Here is a 23,400-nt window from a genome sequence, read left to right on the forward strand (position 1 = left end):
GTGGCGCATTATAGGGAGTTATTTCTGCCTGACAAGAGGAAATTTAAAATAATTTTCTGAGTGCGCACTTTTTATTCTTTGCGTTTATTTTGCCGACGATTTGTTGGTTAAATGGGCTATTTCACGGGCAAAGTGCGTAACCTGCTCCCAGTCGGTGTACACCACCTCTTTACTGGTATCCGTTTCGCCGCCCGACATCTTCATAATAAGCTTGATCATCAGACGGTCATACCAGCGATAGCGGGGATAGCGAAGCGCGCCTGCAATGACGGCACAGTAGTCAGGTCGCCACGGAGAGCTCATTAAAAACTTACGCGCGTAGCTGTTAGTCTGCGGCGTCCGTTTTTCAGCTTTACGCGCCACCAGGTTAACGGAATAAAAGGCACTCGGCATTCCGTTCAACCGCGTGGCGTATTTCTTAACGAACTCCTGAAAGGCGCTGTGGTAATGACCATAACGAATAGACGCGCCAATCACTACGCGATCATAGCTATCCCAGTCCGGCTCTTCTGCGCGATGCAGATTAACGACATCGGCCCAGATCCCCATCTCTTTGAGTTCAGAAGCCAGATAAGAGGCAATTTCGCGCGTTTGTCCGTCCCGGGTAGAGAAAAGAATCAATGTTTTCACGTGTTACTCCATTATTCACGCCAGAAAGTCGGGGTAAAAAGTACCAGCAAAGTGAATACTTCCAGACGACCAAATAGCATGTTGGCGATGAGTATCCATTTCGCAACCGGATTCATACTGGCGAAGTTATCAGCAACCACCCCCAGCCCCGGTCCCAGGTTATTAAGCGTAGCCACTACCGAGGCGAAAGCCGAGAAATCATCTACTCCTGTAGCGATAATAGCCAGCATACTGACGATAAATACCAGCGCGTAGGCAGAAAAGAATCCCCAGACGGCTTCCAGAATACGTTCTGGCAACGCCCGGTTCCCCAGCTTAATACTGTAAACGGCATTCGGATGCACCAGACGTTTGAGTTCGCGGTTCCCCTGTTTAAACAACAACAGAATACGGATGACCTTTAACCCCCCGCCCGTTGACCCGGCGCAACCGCCAATAAACGCGGAACATAGCAGCAAGACGGGCAAAAACAGCGGCCAGCGCGCAATGCTGTCCGTGGTAAACCCTGCCGTTGTCGCCATCGACACAACCTGGAAGAATGCCTGATTTAGCGTTGTCAGCGCCGAGTCGTAGATATTATGGAACCACAGTACCAGCGTGCAGATTACCACCAGCGTCAACTGTACGCCGATGAACATGCGGAATTCCGGATCGCGCCAGTATACTTTCAGGCTACGCCCGCTTAATAAAGAGAAATGCAGGCCATAGTTACAACCGGAGATCAGCAGGAAAATAGCGATGATGGTATTAATAGTGGGACTATCAAAATAGCCTACGCTGGCGTCATGCGTTGAGAAGCCGCCGATAGCGATAGTGGAGAAGCTGTGTCCGATAGCGTCAAACGCGGGCATCCCTGCAAACCATAGCGCCAGCGCGCAGGCTACCGTTAGCAAGACATAGATAAGCCACAGCGTTTTCGCCGTCTCGGCAATACGCGGGCGCATTTTGTTATCTTTGAGCGGCCCCGGCATTTCCGCCCGATAGAGCTGCATCCCCCCGACGCCGAGGATAGGGAGAATCGCCACCGCCAGCACAATGATCCCCATACCCCCAAACCATTGCAGCATCTGACGATAAAAGAGAATGGCGTGCGGTAATGAGTCCAGCCCCACCAGCGTAGTGGCGCCCGTGGTGGTTAACCCGGAGAACGATTCAAAAAAAGCATCGGTAATGGTGAGGTTTGGGCTTTCCGAGAAAATAAACGGCAGCGCACCCACGCTGCCCAGCACGGTCCAGAACAGCACCACGATAAGAAATCCTTCGCGGGATTTCAGCTCGCCCTTTTCCCTACGGTTTGGCCACCACAGTATGGAACCGATCGCCAGCGCGACAAAAAAGGTCTGCGTGAACGCTCTTCCTGCGCCATCACGATATATTAGCGCTACCAGTCCCGGGAGAATCATTGTCCCCGAAAATAAGATAACCAGTAGTCCAACGATTCGGGTAATGGCGCGAAAATGCATCTCTGCCGCTTCCTTTATTCTTAAAAATGAGGTGGGGATTATTCTTCAATCGCTAACAATTGCAATGAACCACGGCTAAAATCCGCCAGTTTTGTGGAAAATGCATTCACATGAGCAAAAGGAAGCGCCACCCTGAGCCGAACAGACGCCTGATAATCGCTGGAAACGATCTTCCCGGCAAACTGTCCTAATAATGCTTCGATTCCGGCCAACTGACCGTACTCACACTGCAAAGTATATTCGGTTAATGGCGTCTTGCGTTGTGTGGCAAGCTGACGTAATGCCTGATTCACACCGCCGCCATAGGCTTTTACCAGCCCGCCCGTACCCAGCAGAATACCACCATAGTAGCGCACGACGACGGCAGTAATTTCTCCGACGCCGCTGCCCATCAATTGCGCAAGCATCGGCTTGCCTGCCGTTCCCGCCGGTTCGCCGTCGTCTGAAAAGCCCAGTTGCTGTGAGTCGTCCGGCGCACCCGCCACCCACGCCACACAATGGTGGCGCGCATCAGGGTGCTCAGCTCTGACTGACTCAACAAACGCTTTCGCCGCGTCTACGCCATCGGTATGCGCCAATAGCGTAATAAAGCGGCTTTTTTTGATCTCTTCAACAACGGTGACCGGTGCTGCAGGGATTAACCAACTGTCCATTACGCCAGTTTTAAATCCCGCGTCATGTTTTCCACGCCGTTTTCGTGGATGACCACGTTATCTTCAATGCGAATACCGCCGAAAGGCTTGAGCGCTTCAATTTTCTGCCAGTTGAAGTGCTTGCTGAACGGGCCTTCGCGCCACGGCGCTAACAGCGATTCGATGAAGTAAATCCCCGGTTCGATGGTCAACACCATTCGCGGCTGTAACACACGCGTGCAGCGCAGATACGGGTATTTGGACGGCGCGGCGAGATGCGTACCGGAATCATCCTGCATAAACCCGGCCACATCGTGTACCTGCAGACCCAACGGATGACCAATACCGTGCGGCATAAACGGCCCGGTGAGATCATTTTCCACCATCGCCTCTTCACTCATGTCGGTAATGATTTGATGCTTACGCAGCAGCTTCGCGATGCGCTGATGGAACTGAATATGATAATCCACATAGCTAACGCCCGCCTTCATGGTAGCGATCAGCGCCAACTGTTCGTCGTTAACATCTTTCACCAGGTGGGCGTAGTCGTTATCGCTTTTCGCCGACCAGGTTCGCGTCAGATCCGCCGCGTAGCCGTTGTATTCCGCGCCCGCATCCAGCAGGAAACTGCGCATTTCAGACGGTGCCTGATGATCCAGTTTCGTGTAATGCAGCACGGCGGCATGTTCGTTCAGCGCCACAATGTTGCTGTACGGAACATCGGTATCGCGATGTCCCGTGGCGGTCAGGTACGCCAGGTTGATGTCAAACTCGCTCATGCCGGAACGGAAGGCCTCTTCCGCCGCCCGATGACCGCTCACCGCCATTTTCTGCGCTTCGCGCATACAGGCCAGTTCATAATCCGTTTTATAGGCGCGGTAGTAATGCAGATAGTCGATAACACCTTTCGGGTTGATGTTGCTGGCAGCGATATCCAATTGTAGCGCGCGCTCAGGAACCGGGCCGATATAGCCGATATTGCCACGCGCGGCAGGCAGTTGGCTGCCGATGCCATCCGCTTTCGGTAAGGCGACGACCTCGACTTCTTCTGTCCAGAAGGACGTTGGCAGCGGTTCAACGTTATGCCAGTAATCGACCGGCAGATAAAACCACAATTTGGGTTTGTTGACGCCATCGACCAGCAGCCAGCAATTTGGAACCTGAGTTACCGGCACCCACGCTTTAAACTGTGGATTGACCTTAAACGGATAAGGGTGATCGTCGAGAAAGACGTTGAATAGCTCGCCGGAGTGAATAAGTAACGCATCCAGCTTAAAGCGCGCCAGAACATCGCGCGTCCGTTCTTGTAAGGTAACGATATGATTTTTATAGAGCGCGGCCAGTGATTCCATTTTTTACCCTTCTGCTTTTTTGACCTCAAGTTACCGCATCTTAGCACATCGCCCCACGAGAGCGTGATCTCTGCCGAGCGTGATCACATCGGCATTTCTTTAATCATTTATTTGCATTTTATTAACACAAAATACACACTTCGCTTCATCTGGTACGACCAGATCACCTTGTGGATTCAGGAGACTGACATGCTTTATAAAGGCGACACCCTGTACCTCGACTGGCTGGAAGATGGCATCGCCGAACTGGTGTTCGATGCTCCAGGCTCGGTCAATAAACTCGACACCGCAACCGTCGCCAGCCTCGGCCAGGCGCTTGAGGTGCTGGAAAAGCAACACGATTTAAAAGGGCTGCTGCTGCGCTCGAATAAAGCGGCCTTTATTGTCGGCGCGGACATCACCGAATTTCTTTCACTGTTCCTCGTCCCCGAAGAGCAGTTAAGCCAATGGCTGCATTTTGCTAATAGCGTCTTTAACCGTCTGGAAGATTTACCCGTACCGACCCTTGCCGCCGTAAACGGCTATGCGCTGGGCGGCGGGTGCGAATGCGTGCTGGCCACCGATTACCGTCTGGCGACGCCAGACCTCCGTATCGGTCTGCCGGAAACTAAACTGGGCATCATGCCGGGCTTTGGCGGCTCGGTGCGAATGCCGCGTATGCTGGGCGCGGACAGCGCGCTGGAGATCATTGCCGCCGGGAAAGATATCGGCGCCGAACAGGCGCTGAAAATCGGTCTGGTCGATGGCGTGGTGAAACAAGAGAAGCTGATCGACGGCGCAATAGCCGTATTACGCCAGGCCATTACCGGCGATCTCGACTGGAGAGCTAAACGCCAGCCGAAACTGGAACCGTTGAAACTCAGTAAGATTGAAGCAGCGATGAGCTTTACCATCGCTAAAGGCATGGTCGCACAAACGGCGGGTAAACATTATCCGGCGCCGATGACCGCAGTGAAAACCATTGAAGCCGCCGCGCGTTTTGGTCGTGAAGAAGCGCTGAATCTGGAAAATAAAAGCTTTGTTCCGCTGGCGCATACCAATGAGGCTCGTGCGCTGGTCGGTATCTTCCTCAACGATCAATATGTAAAAGGTAAAGCCAAAAAGCTGACCAAAGATATTGAGACGCCGAAACAGGCAGCCGTACTGGGCGCGGGCATTATGGGCGGCGGTATCGCTTACCAGTCGGCCTGGAAAGGCGTACCGGTCATCATGAAAGATATCAACGATAAATCGTTGAACCTCGGCATGACCGAAGCGGCCAAGCTGCTGAACAAACAGCTGGAGCGCGGCAAGATCGACGGTCTGAAGCTGGCGGGCGTCATTTCGACCATCCACCCGACTCTCGATTATGCCGGTTTCGATCGCGTAGATGTTGTTGTCGAAGCGGTGGTCGAAAATCCGAAAGTCAAAAAAGCGGTACTGGCGGAAACCGAGCAGAAAGTGCGCCCGGAAACCGTGCTGGCCTCAAATACCTCTACCATCCCAATTCGCGAACTGGCTAGCGCCCTTGAACGTCCGGAAAACTTTTGCGGAATGCACTTCTTCAACCCGGTACACCGGATGCCGCTGGTTGAAATCATCCGCGGTGAGAAGAGTTCAGACGAAACCATTGCCAAAGTCGTCGCCTGGGCAAGCAAAATGGGCAAGACGCCGATTGTAGTCAACGACTGCCCCGGCTTCTTTGTTAACCGCGTGCTGTTCCCCTATTTCGCCGGTTTCAGTCAACTGCTGCGCGACGGCGCGGATTTCCGCAAAGTCGATAAAGTGATGGAAAAACAGTTCGGCTGGCCGATGGGCCCGGCCTATCTGCTGGATGTTGTCGGCATTGATACCGCGCATCACGCGCAGGCGGTAATGGCGGCAGGCTTCCCACAACGGATGCAGAAAGAGTATCGCGACGCGATCGACGCATTGTTTGACGCCAGCCGTTTTGGGCAAAAAAACGGTCTGGGCTTCTGGCGCTATAAAGAAGACAGCAAGGGTAAGCCGAAGAAAGAAGAAGATGCCGCGGTGGATGACCTGCTGGCAAGCGTCAGCCAGCCGAAACGCGACTTCAGCGACGACGAGATAATCGCCCGTATGATGATCCCGATGATTAACGAAGTGGTTCGCTGTCTGGAAGAAGGCATTATCGCAAGCCCGGCGGAAGCCGATATGGCGCTGGTCTACGGCCTGGGCTTCCCTCCGTTCCACGGCGGCGCATTCCGCTGGCTGGATACACAGGGCAGCGCGAAATATCTTGATATGGCGCAGCAGTATCAACACCTCGGCCCGCTGTATGAAGTGCCGGAAGGGCTGCGTAATAAAGCGCGCCATAACGAACCGTATTATCCCCCGGTTGAACCAGCCCGTCCGGTTGGTTCTCTGAAAACGGCTTAAGGAGTCACAATGGAACAGGTTGTCATTGTCGATGCTATTCGCACCCCGATGGGCCGTTCGAAGGGCGGCGCGTTTCGCAACGTGCGGGCAGAAGATCTCTCCGCCCACTTAATGCGTAGCCTGCTGGCGCGTAATCCGTCGCTTACAGCGGCGACCCTCGATGATATTTACTGGGGCTGCGTACAACAAACGCTGGAGCAAGGCTTCAACATTGCCCGTAACGCCGCGCTGCTGGCAGAAATTCCCCATTCGGTACCGGCGGTCACCGTCAACCGTCTGTGTGGTTCCTCGATGCAGGCGTTACACGATGCAGCGCGAATGATCATGACCGGCGATGCGCAGGTTTGTCTGGTTGGCGGCGTGGAGCATATGGGGCACGTGCCGATGAGCCACGGCGTGGATTTTCACCCCGGTCTGAGCCGCAACGTCGCCAAAGCGGCAGGGATGATGGGGCTAACGGCGGAAATGCTCTCCCGCCTGCACGGCATTAGCCGGGAAATGCAGGACCAGTTCGCCGCGCGTTCTCACGCTCGCGCCTGGGCCGCCACCCAGTCTGGCGCATTCAAAACGGAGATTATCCCGACTGGCGGTCATGATGCAGACGGCGTGTTGAAGCAGTTTAACTACGATGAAGTGATCCGCCCGGAAACCACGGTCGAAGCGCTATCAACGCTGCGTCCGGCATTTGATCCGGTTAGTGGCACGGTCACGGCGGGCACCTCATCCGCGCTTTCCGATGGCGCAGCTGCCATGCTGGTAATGAGCGAAAGTCGTGCCCGTGAGCTGGGTCTGAAACCTCGCGCCCGTATTCGTTCAATGGCAGTGGTTGGTTGTGATCCGTCAATTATGGGTTACGGGCCGGTTCCGGCGTCAAAACTGGCGTTGAAAAAAGCGGGACTGTCGGCCAGCGATATCGATGTGTTTGAGATGAACGAAGCGTTTGCCGCACAGATCCTGCCATGCATTAAGGATCTGGGATTGATGGAGCAGATAGACGAGAAGATCAACCTCAACGGCGGCGCGATCGCGCTTGGTCATCCGCTCGGCTGCTCCGGAGCACGTATCAGCACCACGCTTATCAACCTGATGGAGCGCAAAGACGCGCAGTTTGGTCTGGCGACGATGTGTATTGGTCTGGGTCAGGGCATCGCCACGGTGTTTGAGCGGGTTTAATCAAAGATAATATCCCCTAAATAACTCGCATTGCAGCGCAGCGGCAACTGAGCGAATCCCCGGGAACATAGATAACTATGTGCCCGGGGTGAGCAAAGGCAGCCAACAAAGAGGCTGCGCGAATTATGACGGGAAACAGTTTAGTTGCCGTTTTTCCCGCCCGTCAGGGGCGGGTTTTTTCACCGTATGGCCCGCTCTACTCAGTAAGCGCTTTGGTCAGGCTAAATGGCATAGCCTGATATCCACGCGCACCATGTATTTGCATTTCGACCACAGGCTCTTTTTCTCCCCATTTGAACTCTTCCAGATACGGATTAGGCAAGCTGGTAAATGCGCCTACCGACAAATCAAACGCACCACCTGCTGTTGCGGAATACACGAACACAGAATTCTTGTCAGTCTGGTACTCGGTGATAGAGGTTACCGGGCTAAACCACTCGTTCCCGCGCTCTTTACCGTATTGCCAGATCTGTTGGACTGTCTTGTTTTTCTGGTCGATTTTGTAAATCACGGAGCGACTGTATTTCATACTCTGCATAGCAGGCTGTTCTAAGCCGCGGCCATCGCCATTGTCGAAAGCGGAAAGGTATAAGATATCGCCTTTACTCTTACTATCAATTTTAAAGGCCGTATGTTGCGTCCATGTCCAGTCGAAGTCACCCTCGCAGCCACTGTCCTGGCAGGCAATTTTTTGGCCTTTGCTATCCACTGGCGTCAGAATTGCGGCATTAAATGGCGCTTTCCAGCCAGCAGGCGTACCCAGTATCCACTTCACTTTCTTATCGCGGCCGATTTTGATAATCGCACTCTGGTGGCGGGAGCTGATGATGATGGAATCATCTTCACTGTCATAGTCGACGCTGTTGACATGCGCCCAGTTGCGGCCAGCCCCACTACCCACGATATCCCCGAATTTGTCGGAGGAGTCCAGCGCCGCCAGATCTTCTTCGCTCAACGTATGGCCGGACTGGCTGGCGTCGATATTCAGGCACACAGCGCCCTGATCGAGGGTTTTCATTATCACATCACGATAAGGATCGAGGATATCAAACAGACGCCATTCATCCACTACCACGCCGTTCTGATCAACTTCGGCAATCACATCACGCACGGTACGAACATTTTTTCCATCCGGACGTTTATAGTTAGAGCTGGCTACACGCAGGAAGTAGTGACCGTTGGCCGCGTTATCCATTGAGTGTGAAAAATCGTTATAATTATCCGGCAGGCGGCGGTTAAAGATTTCACGCCCCATGATATCGTATTTCACATAACGCTGACCGTAGCCCCACGATAATGCGCCATCCTGGTTTTGTTTAAAGCCCATCATAACGCCAGCACGATAAATTGACTTTAAATCATAAATTGAACTTGGATTCATAAACCAACGAATATCACCGGAGGTGTCGATAATAGCGTTAGCTGTAGTGAAGTTCCATTCTAATGCACCACCAGTAGGGTTGTTCCAGACAGTACGCGTTCCATTTCCAGACTTATCTTTCGTATTATTCAAAAGATACAAGCGATCTTTAAATTCTGGCGAAACCTTTTTAACATCGATAGTAAAGAGTGCTGATTGTTCTTCTTTTGTACCCGCTGATTCAATATAGGCAGGCGGTGCATACATTTTATAGCTTTCTTTGATATTTTCGGTTTTACTACCCTGGATTCTTGTATATTCAACTTCAACGGTATTGACATAATCTGGGTAAAGACCAAAGACGGGAATACCGCCATACGTTAAAAGGTATTTATTATTAACTTTATACGCGATCTCCTGGCCATTTTCTTTAGGTACAATCCGTACATGCACGTCACGTAACTGGTAACCGCCATTACGAATAACGGCGGTTAGCGGCGCGATATCATAGGGGTTCATAACAACTTCGCCAATTTTTCCCTGGACCTGATAGTCCACTTTAGCGCCGCTGGCGCCGCCGATGGCGAAAGCTGTAGAAGGTACTGATGACAAAATTGCAACAGATAATGCGAGAGAAGTTAAAGCATATTTAAATTTCATAACACTCTCCATCTTATAAATAAATAACTAACTTTCCATTTTATGTTTCTTTTATAAGAATAAATGAAGCATATATAATTAACTATTTTTATTGATAGCCTCAGGACATGATATTACTTAATTTATTACACGCAATACAAAGCCTGTAGATATTCAATATCATAAGGTTTTATAGTTGACGATTAATTAATATTTAAGAGGACTTTTAGGTAGGCTAACGTAAAAAGGGACGCTACTGCGCCCCATAAAATAGTTAAATAAATGCGAATGCATCGCCAAACAGACGATCTTCCCGCGCGTTACGCTCATGACAGAACAGATCGCGGGCGATTTTCGCCATCTCAAAACGCCCGGCAATATAAATATCGTGCCCCTCCAGCGTACCATAATCCTGCAATACCGCCGTAAGTACCGTTCCTGTACGCCCACGCCAGCCTTCTTCCGGCTGCTCGACAACAGGTTCAATACGCAAATTCGGATGGTTAACAGAGAGTGCTTCCAGCTCAGAGAGATCATAGAGGTGCTTTTCTTCGCGACCACCCCAGTAAATGGTAACATCGCGGTTCGGGTTGCGCGCTAACGCCGTCAACAGGATGGAGCGCACATAAGAAAAGCCCGTACCGCCCGCGATCAGAATCAACGGACGCTCTTCATCATCACGTAGCCAGGCGTCGCCATGCGGAATATCAACGACGATTTCCCGGTCTTTTAGAATCCGATCCATGACCGCCATCGCATACAGATTGAGCTCGGAAGCGCCAATGTGTAATTCAATAAACCCTTTCTCGTCCGGCGTTGAGGCCATCGAAAACGGGCGTTTGTCACGCTCGTCCATTACGACCATCAAATACTGACCAGCGCGGAATGAAAACGCCGCGTCCGGCACTAAACGAACCCGATATACGGTATCGGTGATAGCTTCTACCGAGGTCACTTTACAGCTTAAGGTTGTCATGCGCTCCCTCTGTCGGGTGTCGGGTCAATACCGACATTTTTCAAGCCGAGTCGCCGCAGCCTGAAATGTCGATGTCCGCTTTCAGTTATTTAAAGATAGCCAGCTCATCCCAAATCGCATCAATACGCGCGGTAACTTCAGGATCTTTAACAATAGGACGACCCCACTCGCGTTGGGTTTCGCCCGGCCATTTGTTTGTGGCATCCAGCCCCATTTTTGAACCCAGCCCGGAGACCGGCGAGGCAAAATCCAGGTAATCAATCGGCGTATTTTCAACCAGCACCGTATCCCGCGCAGGGTCCATACGGGTGGTAATCGCCCAGATCACATCATTCCAGTCGCGTGCGTTAACGTCATCATCGCAAACGATAACAAATTTCGTATACATAAACTGGCGCAAAAACGACCAGACGCCCATCATGACGCGTTTCGCATGACCAGCGTACTGCTTTTTCATCGTCACTACCGCCAGGCGGTAAGAACACCCTTCCGGCGGCAGATAAAAGTCGACGATTTCCGGAAACTGTTTTTGCAGAATAGGCACGAAGACTTCATTGAGCGCCACCCCTAATACCGCAGGCTCATCGGGCGGACGCCCGGTATAGGTGGAGTGATAGATGGCATCCTCACGCTGCGTAATATGCGTGACGGTAAAGACCGGAAAGTTATCCACTTCATTATAATAGCCCGTATGATCGCCATACGGTCCTTCCGGCGCCATCTCTCCCGGCTCAATGTAACCTTCAAGGATAATCTCGGCGCTGGCAGGTACTTCCAGATCGTTAGAAAGGCATTTAACCACTTCAGTTTTCGTGCCGCGCAGCAAGCCCGCAAAGGCATACTCCGACAGAGTATCGGGAACAGGAGTCACGGCGCCAAGAATCGTCGCCGGATCGGCGCCCAATGCGACGGAGACCGGGAAACGTTCACCCGGACGCGCGGCTAACCACTCCTGAAAATCCAGCGCGCCGCCGCGATGAGACAGCCAGCGCATAATCAGCTTATTTTTACCTATCAACTGCTGACGATAAATGCCCAGGTTTTGCCGCTCTTTGTGCGGACCACACGTTACCGTCAGTCCCCAGGTAATCAGCGGCGCGGCGTCGTCCGGCCAACAGGTCATGACAGGAAGACGCGTTAAATCGACATCATCGCCAGACGCGATTTTCTGCTGGCAAGGCGCGCCGCGTAACCGTTTCGTCGGCATATTCAGCACTTGCTTAAACTGCGGCAGCTTGTCAAACAGATCGCGAAAGCCTTTCGGCGGCTCAGGTTCTTTCAGAAACGCTAATAATTTACCCACTTCCCGTAATGCGGAAACATCATCCTGCCCCATGCCCATCGCCACGCGTTTTGGCGTGCCAAAAAGGTTGCACAGCACCGGCATGGCGTAACCTTTAGGATTTTCAAACAGCAACGCCGGTCCACCGGCACGCAGCGTGCGGTCAGCGATTTCCGTGATTTCCAGATGAGGATCCACAGGTAGCGTGATGCGTTTTAGTTCCCCCTGCTGCTCAAGTAGCGTCAGGAAGTCGCGTAAATCGTGATATTTCATGGCGTCCATTGTAGCCTCTTGGTAAGCGCATCATTATACGGCGTTCATCATCGGGATGCTGTATTTTTGTTAAATTAGCGTGAACTCTGGCAACCAACGCTAATCCAGATACGGCTTAAAGGATGAAGTGTATAATTAACTTCGCGCATGGCTTTTGCTATGCTTGCGCCCCGAACAAGCGGATAAGAGTCATTATGCAATCCTGGTATTTACTGTACTGCAAACGCGGGCAACTTCAGCGTGCTCAGGAACACCTCGAAAGACAAGCGGTAAGTTGCCTGACACCGATGATCACCCTGGAAAAAATGGTACGCGGAAAACGTACCTCCGTCAGCGAACCGCTCTTTCCTAATTATCTGTTCGTTGAATTTGATCCGGAAGTGATACATACCACTACAATCAACGCCACGCGCGGCGTCAGCCATTTTGTGCGCTTTGGCGCGCATCCTGCGATCGTGCCTTCCAGCGTTATTCATCAGCTTTCTATCTACAAGCCCGAAGGCGTTGTCGATCCTGAAACCCCCTATCCCGGCGATAGCGTCATCATCACGGAAGGCGCATTTGAAGGGCTGAAAGCGATTTTTACCGAACCGGATGGCGAAACGCGTTCGATGTTACTGCTTAATTTACTCAATAAAGAAGTGAAGCAGAGCGTAAAAAACACCGGTTTTCGCAAGATTTAGCGATCGTTCAGAATACGACCTCAAATAAGGTTCTGGCGTTGGCATCTGTCATCGCCGCTAACCATTGCGGATCTTCACCACGCCATAGCGCAATGCGCTCCAGGATGTGAGGCAGATACGCGGGCTCGTTGCGTCGTGACGTTGGTTTCGGCGTAAGATCGCGAGGCAACAGATACGGCGCGTCGGTTTCTATCAGTAGCTTTTCCGCTGGAATAAACGGTAAGAGTTCACGTAGCTCAAGCCCGCGTCGTTCGTCGCAAACCCACCCGGTAATACCGATATAGAGTCCTCTGTCCACACAGGCCTGCATTTGCTGGCGTGAACCGGTAAAGCAGTGCAGTATTGCACCAGGAAGACTATCCAGCCAGGGCTCAAGCAATGCCAGAAATCGCTCATGCGCGTCCCGGCAGTGCATAAAGATTGGCATCTGTAATTCGGCGGCAATTTGTAGCTGCGCCTGAAAGGCACGCTCCTGCTCCTGCGGCGTGGAAAAATTGCGATTGAAATCCAGCCCGCACTCACCGATAGCGACGACTTCCGGCTGGTTCGCCAGCGCAATAATGGCGTCTTCAGACGCGGGTGACCACTGACTGCTGTCATGGGGATGGACGCCAGCCGTCGACCAACAATGGGGGTAGCGCCGCGCCAGTTTTAACGCCTGCTGACTTTCATGGATGTTCGTTCCGGTCAGTAGCATACCTTTTACTCCCACCGCAAACGCACGGGCGACCACATCATCACGATCTTTTTCAAACTGGCTACTGGTTAAATTAACGCCAATATCAAACATGCTTGCCCCCATATGACAACCGCCCTGGCGGGCGGTTGTGTTTAGTCTTCAGTGTGCTCGGCCTTTTCGGTTTCGGCCTCGTTATCTTCGTCGCGCGTCCGTCGCTTACCGACATAAAAGCGTGAGCAGAAAACGCCAATTTCAAACAGGCAGTACATCGGTATCGCCAGCAACGTTTGCGAGAAAACATCTGGCGGCGTAAGCAGCATTCCCACAATGAATGCCCCGACCAGGATATAAGGCCGTTTTTTACGCAAATCTTCTGGCGTGGTGATGCCCATCCAGCACAGCAACACAATCGCCACCGGCACTTCAAAGGCTACGCCAAAGGCCATAAAAAGCGCCATGACAAAGCTAAGATAGCTGGCGATATCTGTCGAAACCTGTACCCCTTCCGGCGCCGTATGCGTCAGGAAACCAAAGGCCAAAGGGAATACGACAAAATAGGCGAAGGCCATACCAATGTAGAAAAGCAGCGAACTGGATACCAGCAGCGGTACGACCAGACGACGCTCATGCTTATACAGCGCCGGGGCGATAAAGGCCCAAACCTGGTACAAAATGACAGGCGCGGATAAGATCAAAGACACCATGAAGGTGAGTTTGATAGGCGTAAAAAACGGCGACGCCACATCCGTCGCAATCATTGTCGCCCCTTGCGGCATCTGTTTAATCAGCGGTGCGGCGACTAAATGATAAATATCATTGGCGAAATAAATTAACGCCAGAAAAATCAGAAGTACTGCGACGATGCAGTTTAGCAGGCGCTTACGCAACTCGATCAGATGCGTGATAAGCGGTTGAGTATCTTCTACAGCCATGTTTACGGTTTATCACTCGACGAGGGGGAAGATTCGACAACAGGCGCAGCGGATTTCTTCTCGGCGTCTATCGTGGCTACGGAAGCGGTTTCCGTCGACTCAGGCACGTTAGCTTTAACGGGCTCCGGCTTTTGTTCCGGCGCGCTCGCCTGTGTTTCAGCGGCGGCAGGGGTGACGCCCTCATGCTGCGTTTCGTTCCCTTTTACCACCGGATTATGGATGGTATGCGCTTCATCGCTCGCTTGTTCGGGATCGTTAGCGCTGTAGGTGCGTTTCATCGACTCCGCCGCCTGACGCAGTTCATCCATAGATGCTTTCAGTTCGGGAGTCAGATTTTCCAGGCTCGCCTTTTCGACTTTTTTCAGACTGTCCTGGAACTCCTGAAGTTTCAGTTCCTGAGTCAGTTCATTCTGAACCGTTGTCGCAAGGGACCGCAACGCGCGAATCCAGCCCGCTACCGTTTTTACCGCTACTGGCAATCGTTGCGGCCCCAACACAATGAGGCCGATAACGAACACTAACAGCAGTTCGCTAAAACCGATATCAAACACGGATTATACCTGCTCTTTATCTTGGCTTTTAGCGTCTTCCTTTTTCGCTTCGCCTTGCTTATCCGCGATAGATTTAGCGGTAAAATCAGCGTCCTGACTGGTTTTATCCTGTTTGGCATCATCATCGCTCATGGCCTTTTTAAAGCCTTTGATAGACGCGCCAAGATCGGAACCGATGGAACCGAGTTTTTTGGTGCCGAACAGCAGTACGACGATAACGGCAACAATCAACAACTGCCAAATACTGATACCACCCATACATGTTCCTCTGTGATAGATGATGAATTAATAGGGCCGCATTATACACATTATCCTTCGCGCTGCCTCTTTGTTAGCCGCTTTCACCCGCCCTATTCACATACTTTTACATACGACCGGGACGACATTGACTTGCGGCCTGAGTACTGCCTCGAGTGATAATATGTACCTGCGTGACACAACCGGCGTTGAGCGATAAAAAATCTCAACGAGTTTTACGCCAGCCAACCAGCCAGACAACTACGCCGCCGACCATGAGCCAGCCAGGCATCAATCCCCATTCAGGGCGGTTGACGAGTAAGAATGACCCGCTCAGTAACAGCGTTGCGCCAATTCCCAATAAATAACGAGACTGACTTTGGCGCACATGGTTTACCTGTAACTCGCGCGCAATCTTATCAACACTGTGCTGTAAATATTTGCCCTGGCGCAAACTGTCGTACACCAGTTCAGGTATTTCTGGCATTTTTTCGACCCAGAACGGCGCTTTTTCTTTAAGAGCCCGCGTGAGAGCCGGAATACCCACCTGATCTTTGATCCAGGACTCAAGAAACGGCTTCGCCGTTTTCCACAAATCAAGCTGAGGATAAAGTTGCCGCCCAACCCCTTCAACATACAATAATGTTTTCTGCAACAACACCAGTTGCGGCTGGACTTCCATGTTAAATCGACGCGCTGTATTGAAAAGGTTTAACAACACATGACCAAACGAGATTTCCGCGAGCGGCTTTTCAAAGATAGGTTCACAGACGGTGCGGATGGCAAACTCAAAATCTTCAACGTTGGTATCTGGCGGAACCCAGCCTGAATCGACATGCAGCTCCGCCACCTTTCGGTAATCGCGATTAAAGAACGCGATAAAGTTTTCTGCCAGATAGCGCTTATCTTCTTTGTTTAGCGACCCGACGATACCGCAGTCAATGCCGATATATTGCGGATTTTCAGGGTGTTCATGGCTGACAAAAATATTTCCCGGATGCATGTCCGCATGGAAAAAGCTGTCGCGGAAAACCTGGGTGAAGAAAACTTTAACCCCGCGTTCCGCCAGCAGTTTCATGTTGGTGCCGTTCTTTTCCAGCGCCGCCACATCCGAAACCGGAATGCCGTATATCCGCTCCATCACCATCATGTTCTGGCTACAGTAATCGGAGTACACCTCCGGGATATACAGCATGGGACTATTTTCAAAATTGCGGCGTAACTGAATCGCGTTGGCCGATTCCCGCAGCAGATTCAGCTCATCGATCAGCGTTTTCTCATACTCACGCACCACTTCCGTCGGGCGCAGACGACGCCCATCCGGCAACAGGCGTGGTACCCAGCGAGCAAGGCGATAAATCAGTTTCAGGTCTGCCTGAATTACCGGCAAAATATCCGGGCGAATGACCTTAATAACCACTTCTTTACCGTTTGATTTCAATCGCGCGGTATGTACCTGGGCGATTGACGCCGACGCTAAAGGCTGGATATCAAAGTCGTCAAACCAGGCTTCGACTGGTAGCCCCCCCATCGCCTCTTCAATCTGGGCTTTCGCCAGCCGACCATCGAATGGCGCGACTTTATCCTGGAGCAAAGCGAGCTGATCGGCGATTTGCGGCGGGAACAGGTCACGGCGCGTGGAGAGCATCTGACCAAATTTGATCCAGACCGGTCCCAGCTCTTGCAACGCCAGCCTTAATCGTTCACCCAGCAATTTATCTTTATGCCGGTTTGGCATCCAGAACAGCGAATAGCGCCATAATCGGAGTGGCAGTGTAAGACGCATTCGGGGGATGAGTTCATCAAGGCCGTAGCTTAGAAACGTGCGGATGATGAAATATAGGCGCCGTACTTCACCTGGCGTCATTTGGCCTCCAGTTTTTCCAGCCGTGTGGTCAGAGAATCTACGGCGCGTTCAACAGCCGCGGTTTCTTCGGCAAACCATGCGACTTCCAGCGGGCCAGGCGCCATACGCCACTCTTCAGTGATCGCTTCAGCGGCATAACGCTGCTGGCGTTGAAACCCGTGGCGCAGGAATTTAGCCCCGCCACGCACGACCTTACCGATACTTTCCGCCGCAATATCACCCGTGTATGGCGCCAACAGCTCCGCAGGATCGAATTCGGCGAGATCGGCGAGCGCCACAAAATTTTGCACGACCTGAATATCGCCCTGCACTTCCAGTTCGCCGCTGCGAATAAGCGCGGCCAACTGCTGACGATCGCGTAGTTTTGGCAAAACGCTAGCTTGAGTGATTACCGTACAGTCCGCTTCGCCTTCCCATGCCCCCAGCACATCAACCTGGCGTTCGCTGAATACCAGGACTAATGGCGTCGAAAATCCCTTTAGTTTCACACACAGTACTTTTCCCTGTAAGCGCGTTCTGGCTGATTTCAGCGCTGGCGAACGATACAGAAACGTATTGAGGAGACCTTCAATTCCTGCGGTCACTAAGGGTTTAAAAGGCATTCCACCCTCCTAGAATTTATAACCACGGTGCAATGCCACAACGCCCGCCGTCAGATTGTAATAATCCACGCTCTCAAATCCGGCGTCCTGCATCATGGCTTTTAAGGTATCCTGATCGGGATGCATACGGATGGATTCCGCGAGATACCGATAGCTATCCGCATCGTTCGCGACCATCGAGCCAATACGCGGTAAAATATGGAAAGAATAGGCGTCATACGCTTTACTCAGCGGCTCAATGATAGGCTTGGAAAATTCAAGCACCAGTAAACGTCCGCCGGGTTTCAACACACGAAACATTGACCGCAGCGCTTTTTCTTTTTCCGTTACATTGCGCAAACCAAACGAAATGGTAATGCAATCAAACGTATTATCAGGGAAAGGCAGAGCTTCGGCATTCGCCTGCACATACTCTACGTTGCCGATCACGCCGATATTACGCAGCTTCTCACGCCCCATTTTGAGCATAGAATCATTAATATCCGCCAGGATAACTTTGCCAGTTTCCCCGACCATACGTGAAAATTTCGCGGTAAGATCGCCCGTACCGCCCGCTAAATCGAGAACGGTTTGTCCACGACGCACGCCACTGCAATCAATGGTGAAGCGCTTCCACAAACGATGAATGCCAAATGACATTAAATCATTCATCACATCGTACTTTGACGCCACAGAATGAAAAACGTGGGCCACCATGTCAGCTTTCTGCTCTTTAGCGACGGTCTGAAAGCCAAAGTGCGTCGTTTCTTGTGAATCTTCCACCATCTCAGTGCCTGCTTATCGATAAAAATGTTCAAGAAGTGTAACAGATTGGGCCAATTTGCCCTACTCTGCGCCAGGACTAAACTACTCCGTATGGGTTAACTTAACTGCTGCTTCACCCGTTCATCATTGGGATAATGTTCATCCTGCCGCCCTTCAGGGATCGATCGTAAACGATATTCTTCATCTTGCGTAACGGCCTGTTCCGCTAAATCCGGATTAATCTCGCGTTTGATTTCCACGCCTAGCCCCCGGAAAGCCTCCGCCTGCGCCAAAACATTGCCACGCCCCGACGCAAGTTTTTTCATCGCCTGGCGGTAGTTATCCTGCGCTTTATCCAGACTCTGACCGATCGCTGACATATCATCAACGAACAGCCGCATTTTATCGTAAAGCTTACTGGCTCTGTCTGCGATGTGCTGCGCATTGCGGCTCTGGTGTTCATAGCGCCACAAGTTGGCGATTGTCCGTAATGCCACCAGCAGCGTCGTGGGGCTTACCAGCATAATGTTGTTTTTCAGCGCCTCGGTTATCAGTTCGGGCTGTTTATCTAACGCCAGCAGGAAAGCGGGTTCTACGGGGATAAACATCAGAACATAGTCCAGCGAGCGGAGGCCGGGAAGCTGCTGGTAGTCTTTACGCCCCAGTAAGCGAATATGATTGCGCACCGAGGCGATGTGCTCTTGTAAAGCGGCCTCGCGCGTGTAGTCATCTTCAGCGTTAAAGTAACGCTCGTAGGCGACCAACGTCATTTTAGCGTCGATGACCACATCTTTGCCCTGTGGCAAGCGGACGATGACATCCGGCTGCATCCGCGAGCGCGCATCGTTCTCAATACTAACCTGGGTTTCGTATTCGTAGCCTTCACGCAGTCCGGATGCCTCCAGCACCCGCGCCAGCACAACTTCGCCCCAGTTTCCTTGCGCCTTATTGTCCCCTTTCAGGGCGCGCGTCAGGTTGATCGCTTCCTGCGCCATTTGCGCGTTAAGCTGCTGCAAATTACGAATTTCGTGCGCCAGCGTATGCCGTTCCTGCGCTTCTTTGCCAAAACTCTCCTGAACCTGGCGGCGAAAACCGTCCAGTTGCTCACGCAGCGGCGTCAGCAGGCTATTCAGGCTTTGTCGGTTTTGTTCGTCTACGCGACGATTACTGTGTTCAAAGATACGGTTCGCCAGATTTTCAAACTGCTCGCTTAAACGCTGTTCGCTGTTGATCATCTGACGGATTTTGTCTTCCGCGTGTTGTTGAGTCGCTTCCAGACGGGTCGTGACTTCACGCAGATCGGCTTCCAGAGAGGTATTAATACTGTGCAGGCTGCGCAGTTCGTTATTAAGTAACTCGCATTCACTGCGCCAGTGCGCTTCTTGCGCTAATTGCTGCCGGGCCGCGCTAAGTTCGATATCCAGCTCACGCCGTTCTTCGATAAGATCGGCGCGGATTTGATCGGCGTGCGCTTTCGTCGCCAGCCAGCCAATCACCGCCCCAGCCGCCAGCGCCACGACGGCGCTTATCATAAGAGTAATATCCACAACACCTCTCCTGGAACCACACTGTCCTGCACAAAATAGAATTGTGCTGTATAAACGTCCAGTTTAAAAGGGATTTCCTGCGAGGCGCCACGCAAAAAGAAAAGGCCGAACGCGTCGGCCTTTGCAAAAGAGAGGAGAATTACAGCAGACGACGGGCCGCTTCCACGACGATTTTCACCGCGTGGCTTTCAGTTTGTTTCATCGTTTCCGCATTCGGAATCTCTTGTTGGGTACGGTTGACGATAACGCCCGCCACCATACCTGCGCGTAACCCCTGGCTTGCGCACATGGTTAACAGCGTAGCGGATTCCATTTCGTAGTTCATTACGCCCATCGCCTGCCACTCTTCCATAGAGCCTTTGAAGCGACGAACAACGCGGCCAGAATAGGTGTCATAACGTTCCTGACCCGGATAGAAAGTGTCGGAAGAGGCGGTTACGCCAACGTGAGTCGTGGCGCCAATCGATTTCGCGGCTTCAACCAGCGCAGTGGTGCAGGCAAAGTCGGCAACCGCCGGGAATTCCATCGGCGCAAAATGCAGGCTCGCCCCATCCAGACGTACGGATGCGGTCGTTACCAGAACGTCGCCGACGTTGATGTGCGGCTGAATAGCCCCCGTGGTGCCGATACGCAAGAAGGTACGAATACCCAGTTGCGCCAGTTCTTCCACGGCAATAGAGGTAGACGGGCCGCCGATACCGGTAGAGCAAACGATAACTGCTTTGCCATCCAGCTCAGCGCGCCAGGAGGTGAATTCGCGGTGAGATGCCAGCTTAACCGGCTTATCCATCAGCGCGGCGATCTTTTCCACACGCTCAGGATCGCCAGGGACGATGGCGAGCTGGGCCCCTTGTAAATCGTTTTTGGTGAGGCCGAGATGAAAAACATCAGACTTGGACATATAAAACTCCTCTGTGAATCGGGTTTGTCAGAAGAAGCAAAGAGACACTTTACCTAAGGCATAAAGATATTTTCGTGACAGCCATCACTATGACGTAAAACAATTGCACTCGCTTACCATTAAAAAGTGATGCACATCACAATAAATAATCAATATCGCCAGGCATTGCACAAAAGATAGCCGCTTTAAGGCAATGTGGTTTGTTACACACTGTCTATAGTTAAGATTGCGCTATTTTTTAAGGGTACGGAGAATACCATGACAACGACACATCCATCCGGCTTTGCACCTGCAGCTTCCCCACTTGCCCCTACGATGATTCACACGCCTGATGGGGCCATTAGCGCGGGGATAACGTCGATTCCCTCTCAGGGCGACGATATGCCAGCCTATTACGCCAGACCAAAGGCAAGCGACGGCGCGCTGCCTGTGGTCATTGTGGTACAGGAAATTTTTGGCGTACATGAACACATTCGCGATATTTGCCGACGACTGGCGCTGGAAGGCTATCTCGCTATCGCGCCGGAGCTATATTTCCGCGAAGGCGACCCCAATGATTTCGCCGATATACCCACATTATTGAGCGGGCTGGTGGCTAAAGTACCCGATTCGCAAGTCCTTGCCGACTTGGATCACGTCGCCAGTTGGGCTTCGCGCAACGGCGGGGATGCGCATCGGCTGATGATCACCGGTTTTTGTTGGGGAGGCCGGATTACCTGGCTGTACGCCGCGCACAACCCACAGTTAAAAGCGGCGGTAGCGTGGTACGGCAAGCTGGTGGGCGACACGTCACTCAATTCGCCGAAGCATCCCGTTGACATCGCCACCGATCTTAACGCGCCGGTACTGGGTTTATACGGCGGGCAGGATACCAGTATTCCACAGGAGAGCGTGGAAACCATGCGCCAGGCGCTACGCGCCGCTAATGCGAAGGCGGAAATCGTGGTCTATCCCGATGCAGGGCACGCGTTTAATGCCGATTATCGTCCGGGCTACCACGAAGCCTCAGCGAAAGACGGCTGGCAAAGAATGCTGGAATGGTTCGCTCAGTACGGCGGGAAAAAAGGCTAACCACAGCGCATTACGATATTTGTTGGGCCTACGAGACCGGAGTCGGTATAGGCTCAACAAAGCGTCATCGCCACGTTAGCTATGCTTTACCACAGCATTTTTTATATTTTTTGCCGCTGCCGCAGGGACAGAGATGGTTACGACTGACGGCTCCTGTGTCTTTACGCGCGTCCTGCGCCAGCCAGCGCATGATCGATGCCATCGGATAGCCTTGCGCCAGCAGCTCCCGCCAGACATTCATATACGGCGTAACGTGCTGGAAAAAATGCTTATAGCCCGCACACAAGTAATTATGCGCAGGATGACCAGACGGCGAGACGGCAAAGCGATGCTTCGGACAGCCGCCATGACATACAAAGCGGTAGTCACAGCGACGACAATCGGCGGTCAGGGTCTCCCGCTTGGCTTCGCCAAACGCAATAGCCCGCTCGCTATTATTTAAGGTTTTGATGCTGTGCTGGTGGATATTCCCCAGCAGATGCTCCGGGTAGACAAAGTGGTCGCAGTTGTAGAGATCGCCGTTCGACTCCAACGCGAAGGCATGTCCACAAGTCTCGGAATGTACACACAGTACCGGCTGCTGCGCCGTCCAGGCGGCTAACGCCACGTCAAACATCTGCACATAGACGCGGTCTACGTCGCGACGAACCCAGATATCAAAGATCTGGTTGAGAAATTCGCCATATTGCCACGACGGTACCGTCCATGGCGCCAGCGTCGCCGCGCTTTCGCCGGGCATCACCAGATTAAGTACCGATGAGTTATCGGTGCTCATTCGCTCTACCAGCGGGATAAACTGAATAAAACGCGATCCCGCCGCCAGAAGAAATTCGTAGACGTCTGCTGCATGACCGACGTTATGTTTTCCCACGACGGTTAAGGTATTAAAGTCGACATGGTGCGCTTTAAGCCGCGCCATTGCTGCGACGACCTGCTCATGAGTTCCTTTTCCAGCGCGATTAAGCCGATAGTGGTTGTGTAACGACGCCGGGCCGTCGATAGAGAGACCGATGAGAAAATGCTGTTCAGCGAAAAAGCGCGCCCACTCGTCATTCACCAGGATGCCGTTCGTCTGCAACGCATGAGTGATTTTTCGCCCATCGCCGTACTTTCCACATAATGCGACAACCCGGCGGAAAAACGGTAGCCCCATCATGGTCGGTTCGCCGCCCTGCCAGGCAAAGTCAATGCGGTCGCCACTCTGCGCGGCAATATGCTGGCGTATAAATTGTTCCAGCGTCTCGTCCGACATCCGCCAGTTTTTATTGCGTTCCGGGTACAGCGCCTCTTTTTCAAGATAGAAGCAATATGTGCAATCAATATTGCAGATCGCACCGCCGGGTTTGGCCATTACGTGACAACCTGCTACCGCCATGTCAGACATCTCCGTTAAAAAATAAGGTTCACCAGCGCCATGAGACAATGCG

At 52.3% G+C, this 23,400-nt stretch carries 21 protein-coding genes; 4 read left to right on the plus strand and 17 right to left on the minus strand.

The genetic code is table 11. The features are described from left to right. Window positions 1–84 precede the first annotated feature (84 nt). From hemG to pepQ, 4 genes are read right to left on the minus strand one after another with little or no spacing between them, the layout of a single operon-like run. On the minus strand, window positions 85–630 hold the full coding sequence (hemG, locus tag ACLD3P_RS19055; RefSeq protein WP_000853983.1) for a menaquinone-dependent protoporphyrinogen IX dehydrogenase: 546 nt from the start codon (window positions 628–630) through the stop codon (window positions 85–87). An 11-nt stretch (window positions 631–641) separates the two neighbouring features. Then, complete coding sequence (trkH, locus tag ACLD3P_RS19060) at window positions 642–2,093, minus strand: Trk system potassium transporter TrkH (RefSeq protein WP_000545688.1); 1,452 nt, start codon at window positions 2,091–2,093, stop codon at window positions 642–644. A 38-nt stretch (window positions 2,094–2,131) separates the two neighbouring features. Further along, on the minus strand, window positions 2,132–2,746 hold the full coding sequence (locus tag ACLD3P_RS19065; protein WP_000378897.1) for an IMPACT family protein: 615 nt from the start codon (window positions 2,744–2,746) through the stop codon (window positions 2,132–2,134). Next, window positions 2,746–4,077, minus strand: a complete 1,332-nt coding sequence (gene pepQ, locus ACLD3P_RS19070) for a Xaa-Pro dipeptidase (RefSeq protein WP_000444529.1) — start codon at window positions 4,075–4,077, stop codon at window positions 2,746–2,748. Before pepQ ends, ACLD3P_RS19065 begins: the two co-directional genes overlap by 1 nt. 189 nt (window positions 4,078–4,266) lie before the next feature. On the opposite strand from pepQ, the gene fadB reads away from it, so the two are divergent. Together fadB and fadA are read left to right on the plus strand one after the other, a co-directional pair. Further along, entirely contained in the window at window positions 4,267–6,456 is a 2,190-nt protein-coding gene (gene fadB, locus ACLD3P_RS19075; protein ID WP_000966013.1) for a fatty acid oxidation complex subunit alpha FadB, read from the plus strand. A gap of 9 nt (window positions 6,457–6,465) precedes the next feature. Next, window positions 6,466–7,629, plus strand: a complete 1,164-nt coding sequence (gene fadA / locus ACLD3P_RS19080) for an acetyl-CoA C-acyltransferase FadA (protein ID WP_000438778.1) — start codon at window positions 6,466–6,468, stop codon at window positions 7,627–7,629. Between the two features lie 196 nt (window positions 7,630–7,825). Here the strand turns inward: fadA and ACLD3P_RS19085 are convergent, their stop codons facing one another. From ACLD3P_RS19085 to ubiD, 3 genes are all read right to left on the minus strand, one after another. Next, entirely contained in the window at window positions 7,826–9,649 is a 1,824-nt protein-coding gene (locus ACLD3P_RS19085; RefSeq protein WP_000669888.1) for an aryl-sulfate sulfotransferase, read from the minus strand. A 253-nt stretch (window positions 9,650–9,902) separates the two neighbouring features. Next, the gene (gene fre / locus ACLD3P_RS19090; RefSeq protein WP_411006565.1) at window positions 9,903–10,604 is read right to left on the minus strand and encodes an NAD(P)H-flavin reductase; all 702 of its coding nucleotides are present in this window, start codon (window positions 10,602–10,604) and stop codon (window positions 9,903–9,905) included. A gap of 85 nt (window positions 10,605–10,689) precedes the next feature. Continuing rightward, the gene (ubiD, locus tag ACLD3P_RS19095; protein WP_411006566.1) at window positions 10,690–12,168 is read right to left on the minus strand and encodes a 4-hydroxy-3-polyprenylbenzoate decarboxylase; all 1,479 of its coding nucleotides are present in this window, start codon (window positions 12,166–12,168) and stop codon (window positions 10,690–10,692) included. Window positions 12,169–12,353: 185 nt separating this feature from the next. Between ubiD and rfaH the strand changes: the two genes are divergently transcribed. After that, window positions 12,354–12,842 (plus strand): transcription/translation regulatory transformer protein RfaH, encoded by a 489-nt coding sequence (rfaH, locus tag ACLD3P_RS19100; protein WP_001192410.1) that lies wholly within the window; start codon window positions 12,354–12,356, stop codon window positions 12,840–12,842. 7 nt (window positions 12,843–12,849) lie between these two features. On the opposite strand, the gene tatD is transcribed toward rfaH, so the two are convergent. The 9 genes from tatD to udp all read right to left on the minus strand — a co-directional run bounded on the left by tatD (window position 12,850) and on the right by udp (window position 20,902). Further along, complete coding sequence (tatD, locus tag ACLD3P_RS19105) at window positions 12,850–13,632, minus strand: 3'-5' ssDNA/RNA exonuclease TatD (RefSeq protein ID WP_183058001.1); 783 nt, start codon at window positions 13,630–13,632, stop codon at window positions 12,850–12,852. Window positions 13,633–13,673: 41 nt separating this feature from the next. Beyond that, window positions 13,674–14,453: a Sec-independent protein translocase subunit TatC gene (gene tatC / locus ACLD3P_RS19110; RefSeq protein WP_000257554.1), complete on the minus strand. Its 780-nt coding sequence runs from the start codon at window positions 14,451–14,453 to the stop codon at window positions 13,674–13,676. A 2-nt stretch (window positions 14,454–14,455) separates the two neighbouring features. Next, a complete protein-coding gene (tatB, locus tag ACLD3P_RS19115) occupies window positions 14,456–15,004 on the minus strand; it encodes a Sec-independent protein translocase protein TatB (RefSeq protein WP_000459612.1) in 549 nt (182 codons plus the stop codon). A gap of 3 nt (window positions 15,005–15,007) precedes the next feature. Continuing rightward, complete coding sequence (gene tatA, locus ACLD3P_RS19120; RefSeq protein ID WP_000508972.1) at window positions 15,008–15,262, minus strand: Sec-independent protein translocase subunit TatA; 255 nt, start codon at window positions 15,260–15,262, stop codon at window positions 15,008–15,010. Between the two features lie 205 nt (window positions 15,263–15,467). Continuing rightward, on the minus strand, window positions 15,468–17,108 hold the full coding sequence (gene ubiB, locus ACLD3P_RS19125) for a ubiquinone biosynthesis regulatory protein kinase UbiB (RefSeq protein ID WP_000187559.1): 1,641 nt from the start codon (window positions 17,106–17,108) through the stop codon (window positions 15,468–15,470). Next, window positions 17,105–17,710 carry a ubiquinone biosynthesis protein UbiJ gene (ubiJ, locus tag ACLD3P_RS19130; RefSeq protein ID WP_001116093.1) on the minus strand — a complete coding sequence of 202 codons (606 nt, stop codon included), beginning with the start codon at window positions 17,708–17,710 and terminating at the stop codon, window positions 17,105–17,107. The genes ubiB and ubiJ overlap by 4 nt, the downstream gene beginning before the upstream one ends. A 9-nt stretch (window positions 17,711–17,719) precedes the next feature. After that, complete coding sequence (ubiE, locus tag ACLD3P_RS19135; RefSeq protein WP_000229009.1) at window positions 17,720–18,475, minus strand: bifunctional demethylmenaquinone methyltransferase/2-methoxy-6-polyprenyl-1,4-benzoquinol methylase UbiE; 756 nt, start codon at window positions 18,473–18,475, stop codon at window positions 17,720–17,722. Window positions 18,476–18,570: 95 nt separating this feature from the next. Further along, window positions 18,571–20,001, minus strand: coding sequence for a DNA recombination protein RmuC (gene rmuC, locus ACLD3P_RS19140; RefSeq protein ID WP_000355562.1), 1,431 nt, complete (start codon window positions 19,999–20,001; stop codon window positions 18,571–18,573). Between the two features lie 139 nt (window positions 20,002–20,140). Beyond that, window positions 20,141–20,902, minus strand: coding sequence for a uridine phosphorylase (gene udp / locus ACLD3P_RS19145; protein ID WP_000045169.1), 762 nt, complete (start codon window positions 20,900–20,902; stop codon window positions 20,141–20,143). 258 nt (window positions 20,903–21,160) lie between these two features. Between udp and ACLD3P_RS19150 the strand changes: the two genes are divergently transcribed. Beyond that, complete coding sequence (locus ACLD3P_RS19150) at window positions 21,161–21,973, plus strand: dienelactone hydrolase family protein (RefSeq protein WP_000213959.1); 813 nt, start codon at window positions 21,161–21,163, stop codon at window positions 21,971–21,973. A 79-nt stretch (window positions 21,974–22,052) separates the two neighbouring features. On the opposite strand, the gene ACLD3P_RS19155 is transcribed toward ACLD3P_RS19150, so the two are convergent. Then, a complete protein-coding gene (locus ACLD3P_RS19155) occupies window positions 22,053–23,396 on the minus strand; it encodes an anaerobic sulfatase maturase (RefSeq protein ID WP_115286701.1) in 1,344 nt (447 codons plus the stop codon). Window positions 23,397–23,400 lie beyond the last annotated feature (4 nt).

It is taken from the genome of Salmonella sp. 741265073_HBA (assembly GCF_046569105.1).
GTDB classification, from domain to species: Bacteria; Pseudomonadota; Gammaproteobacteria; order Enterobacterales; family Enterobacteriaceae; genus Salmonella; species Salmonella enterica.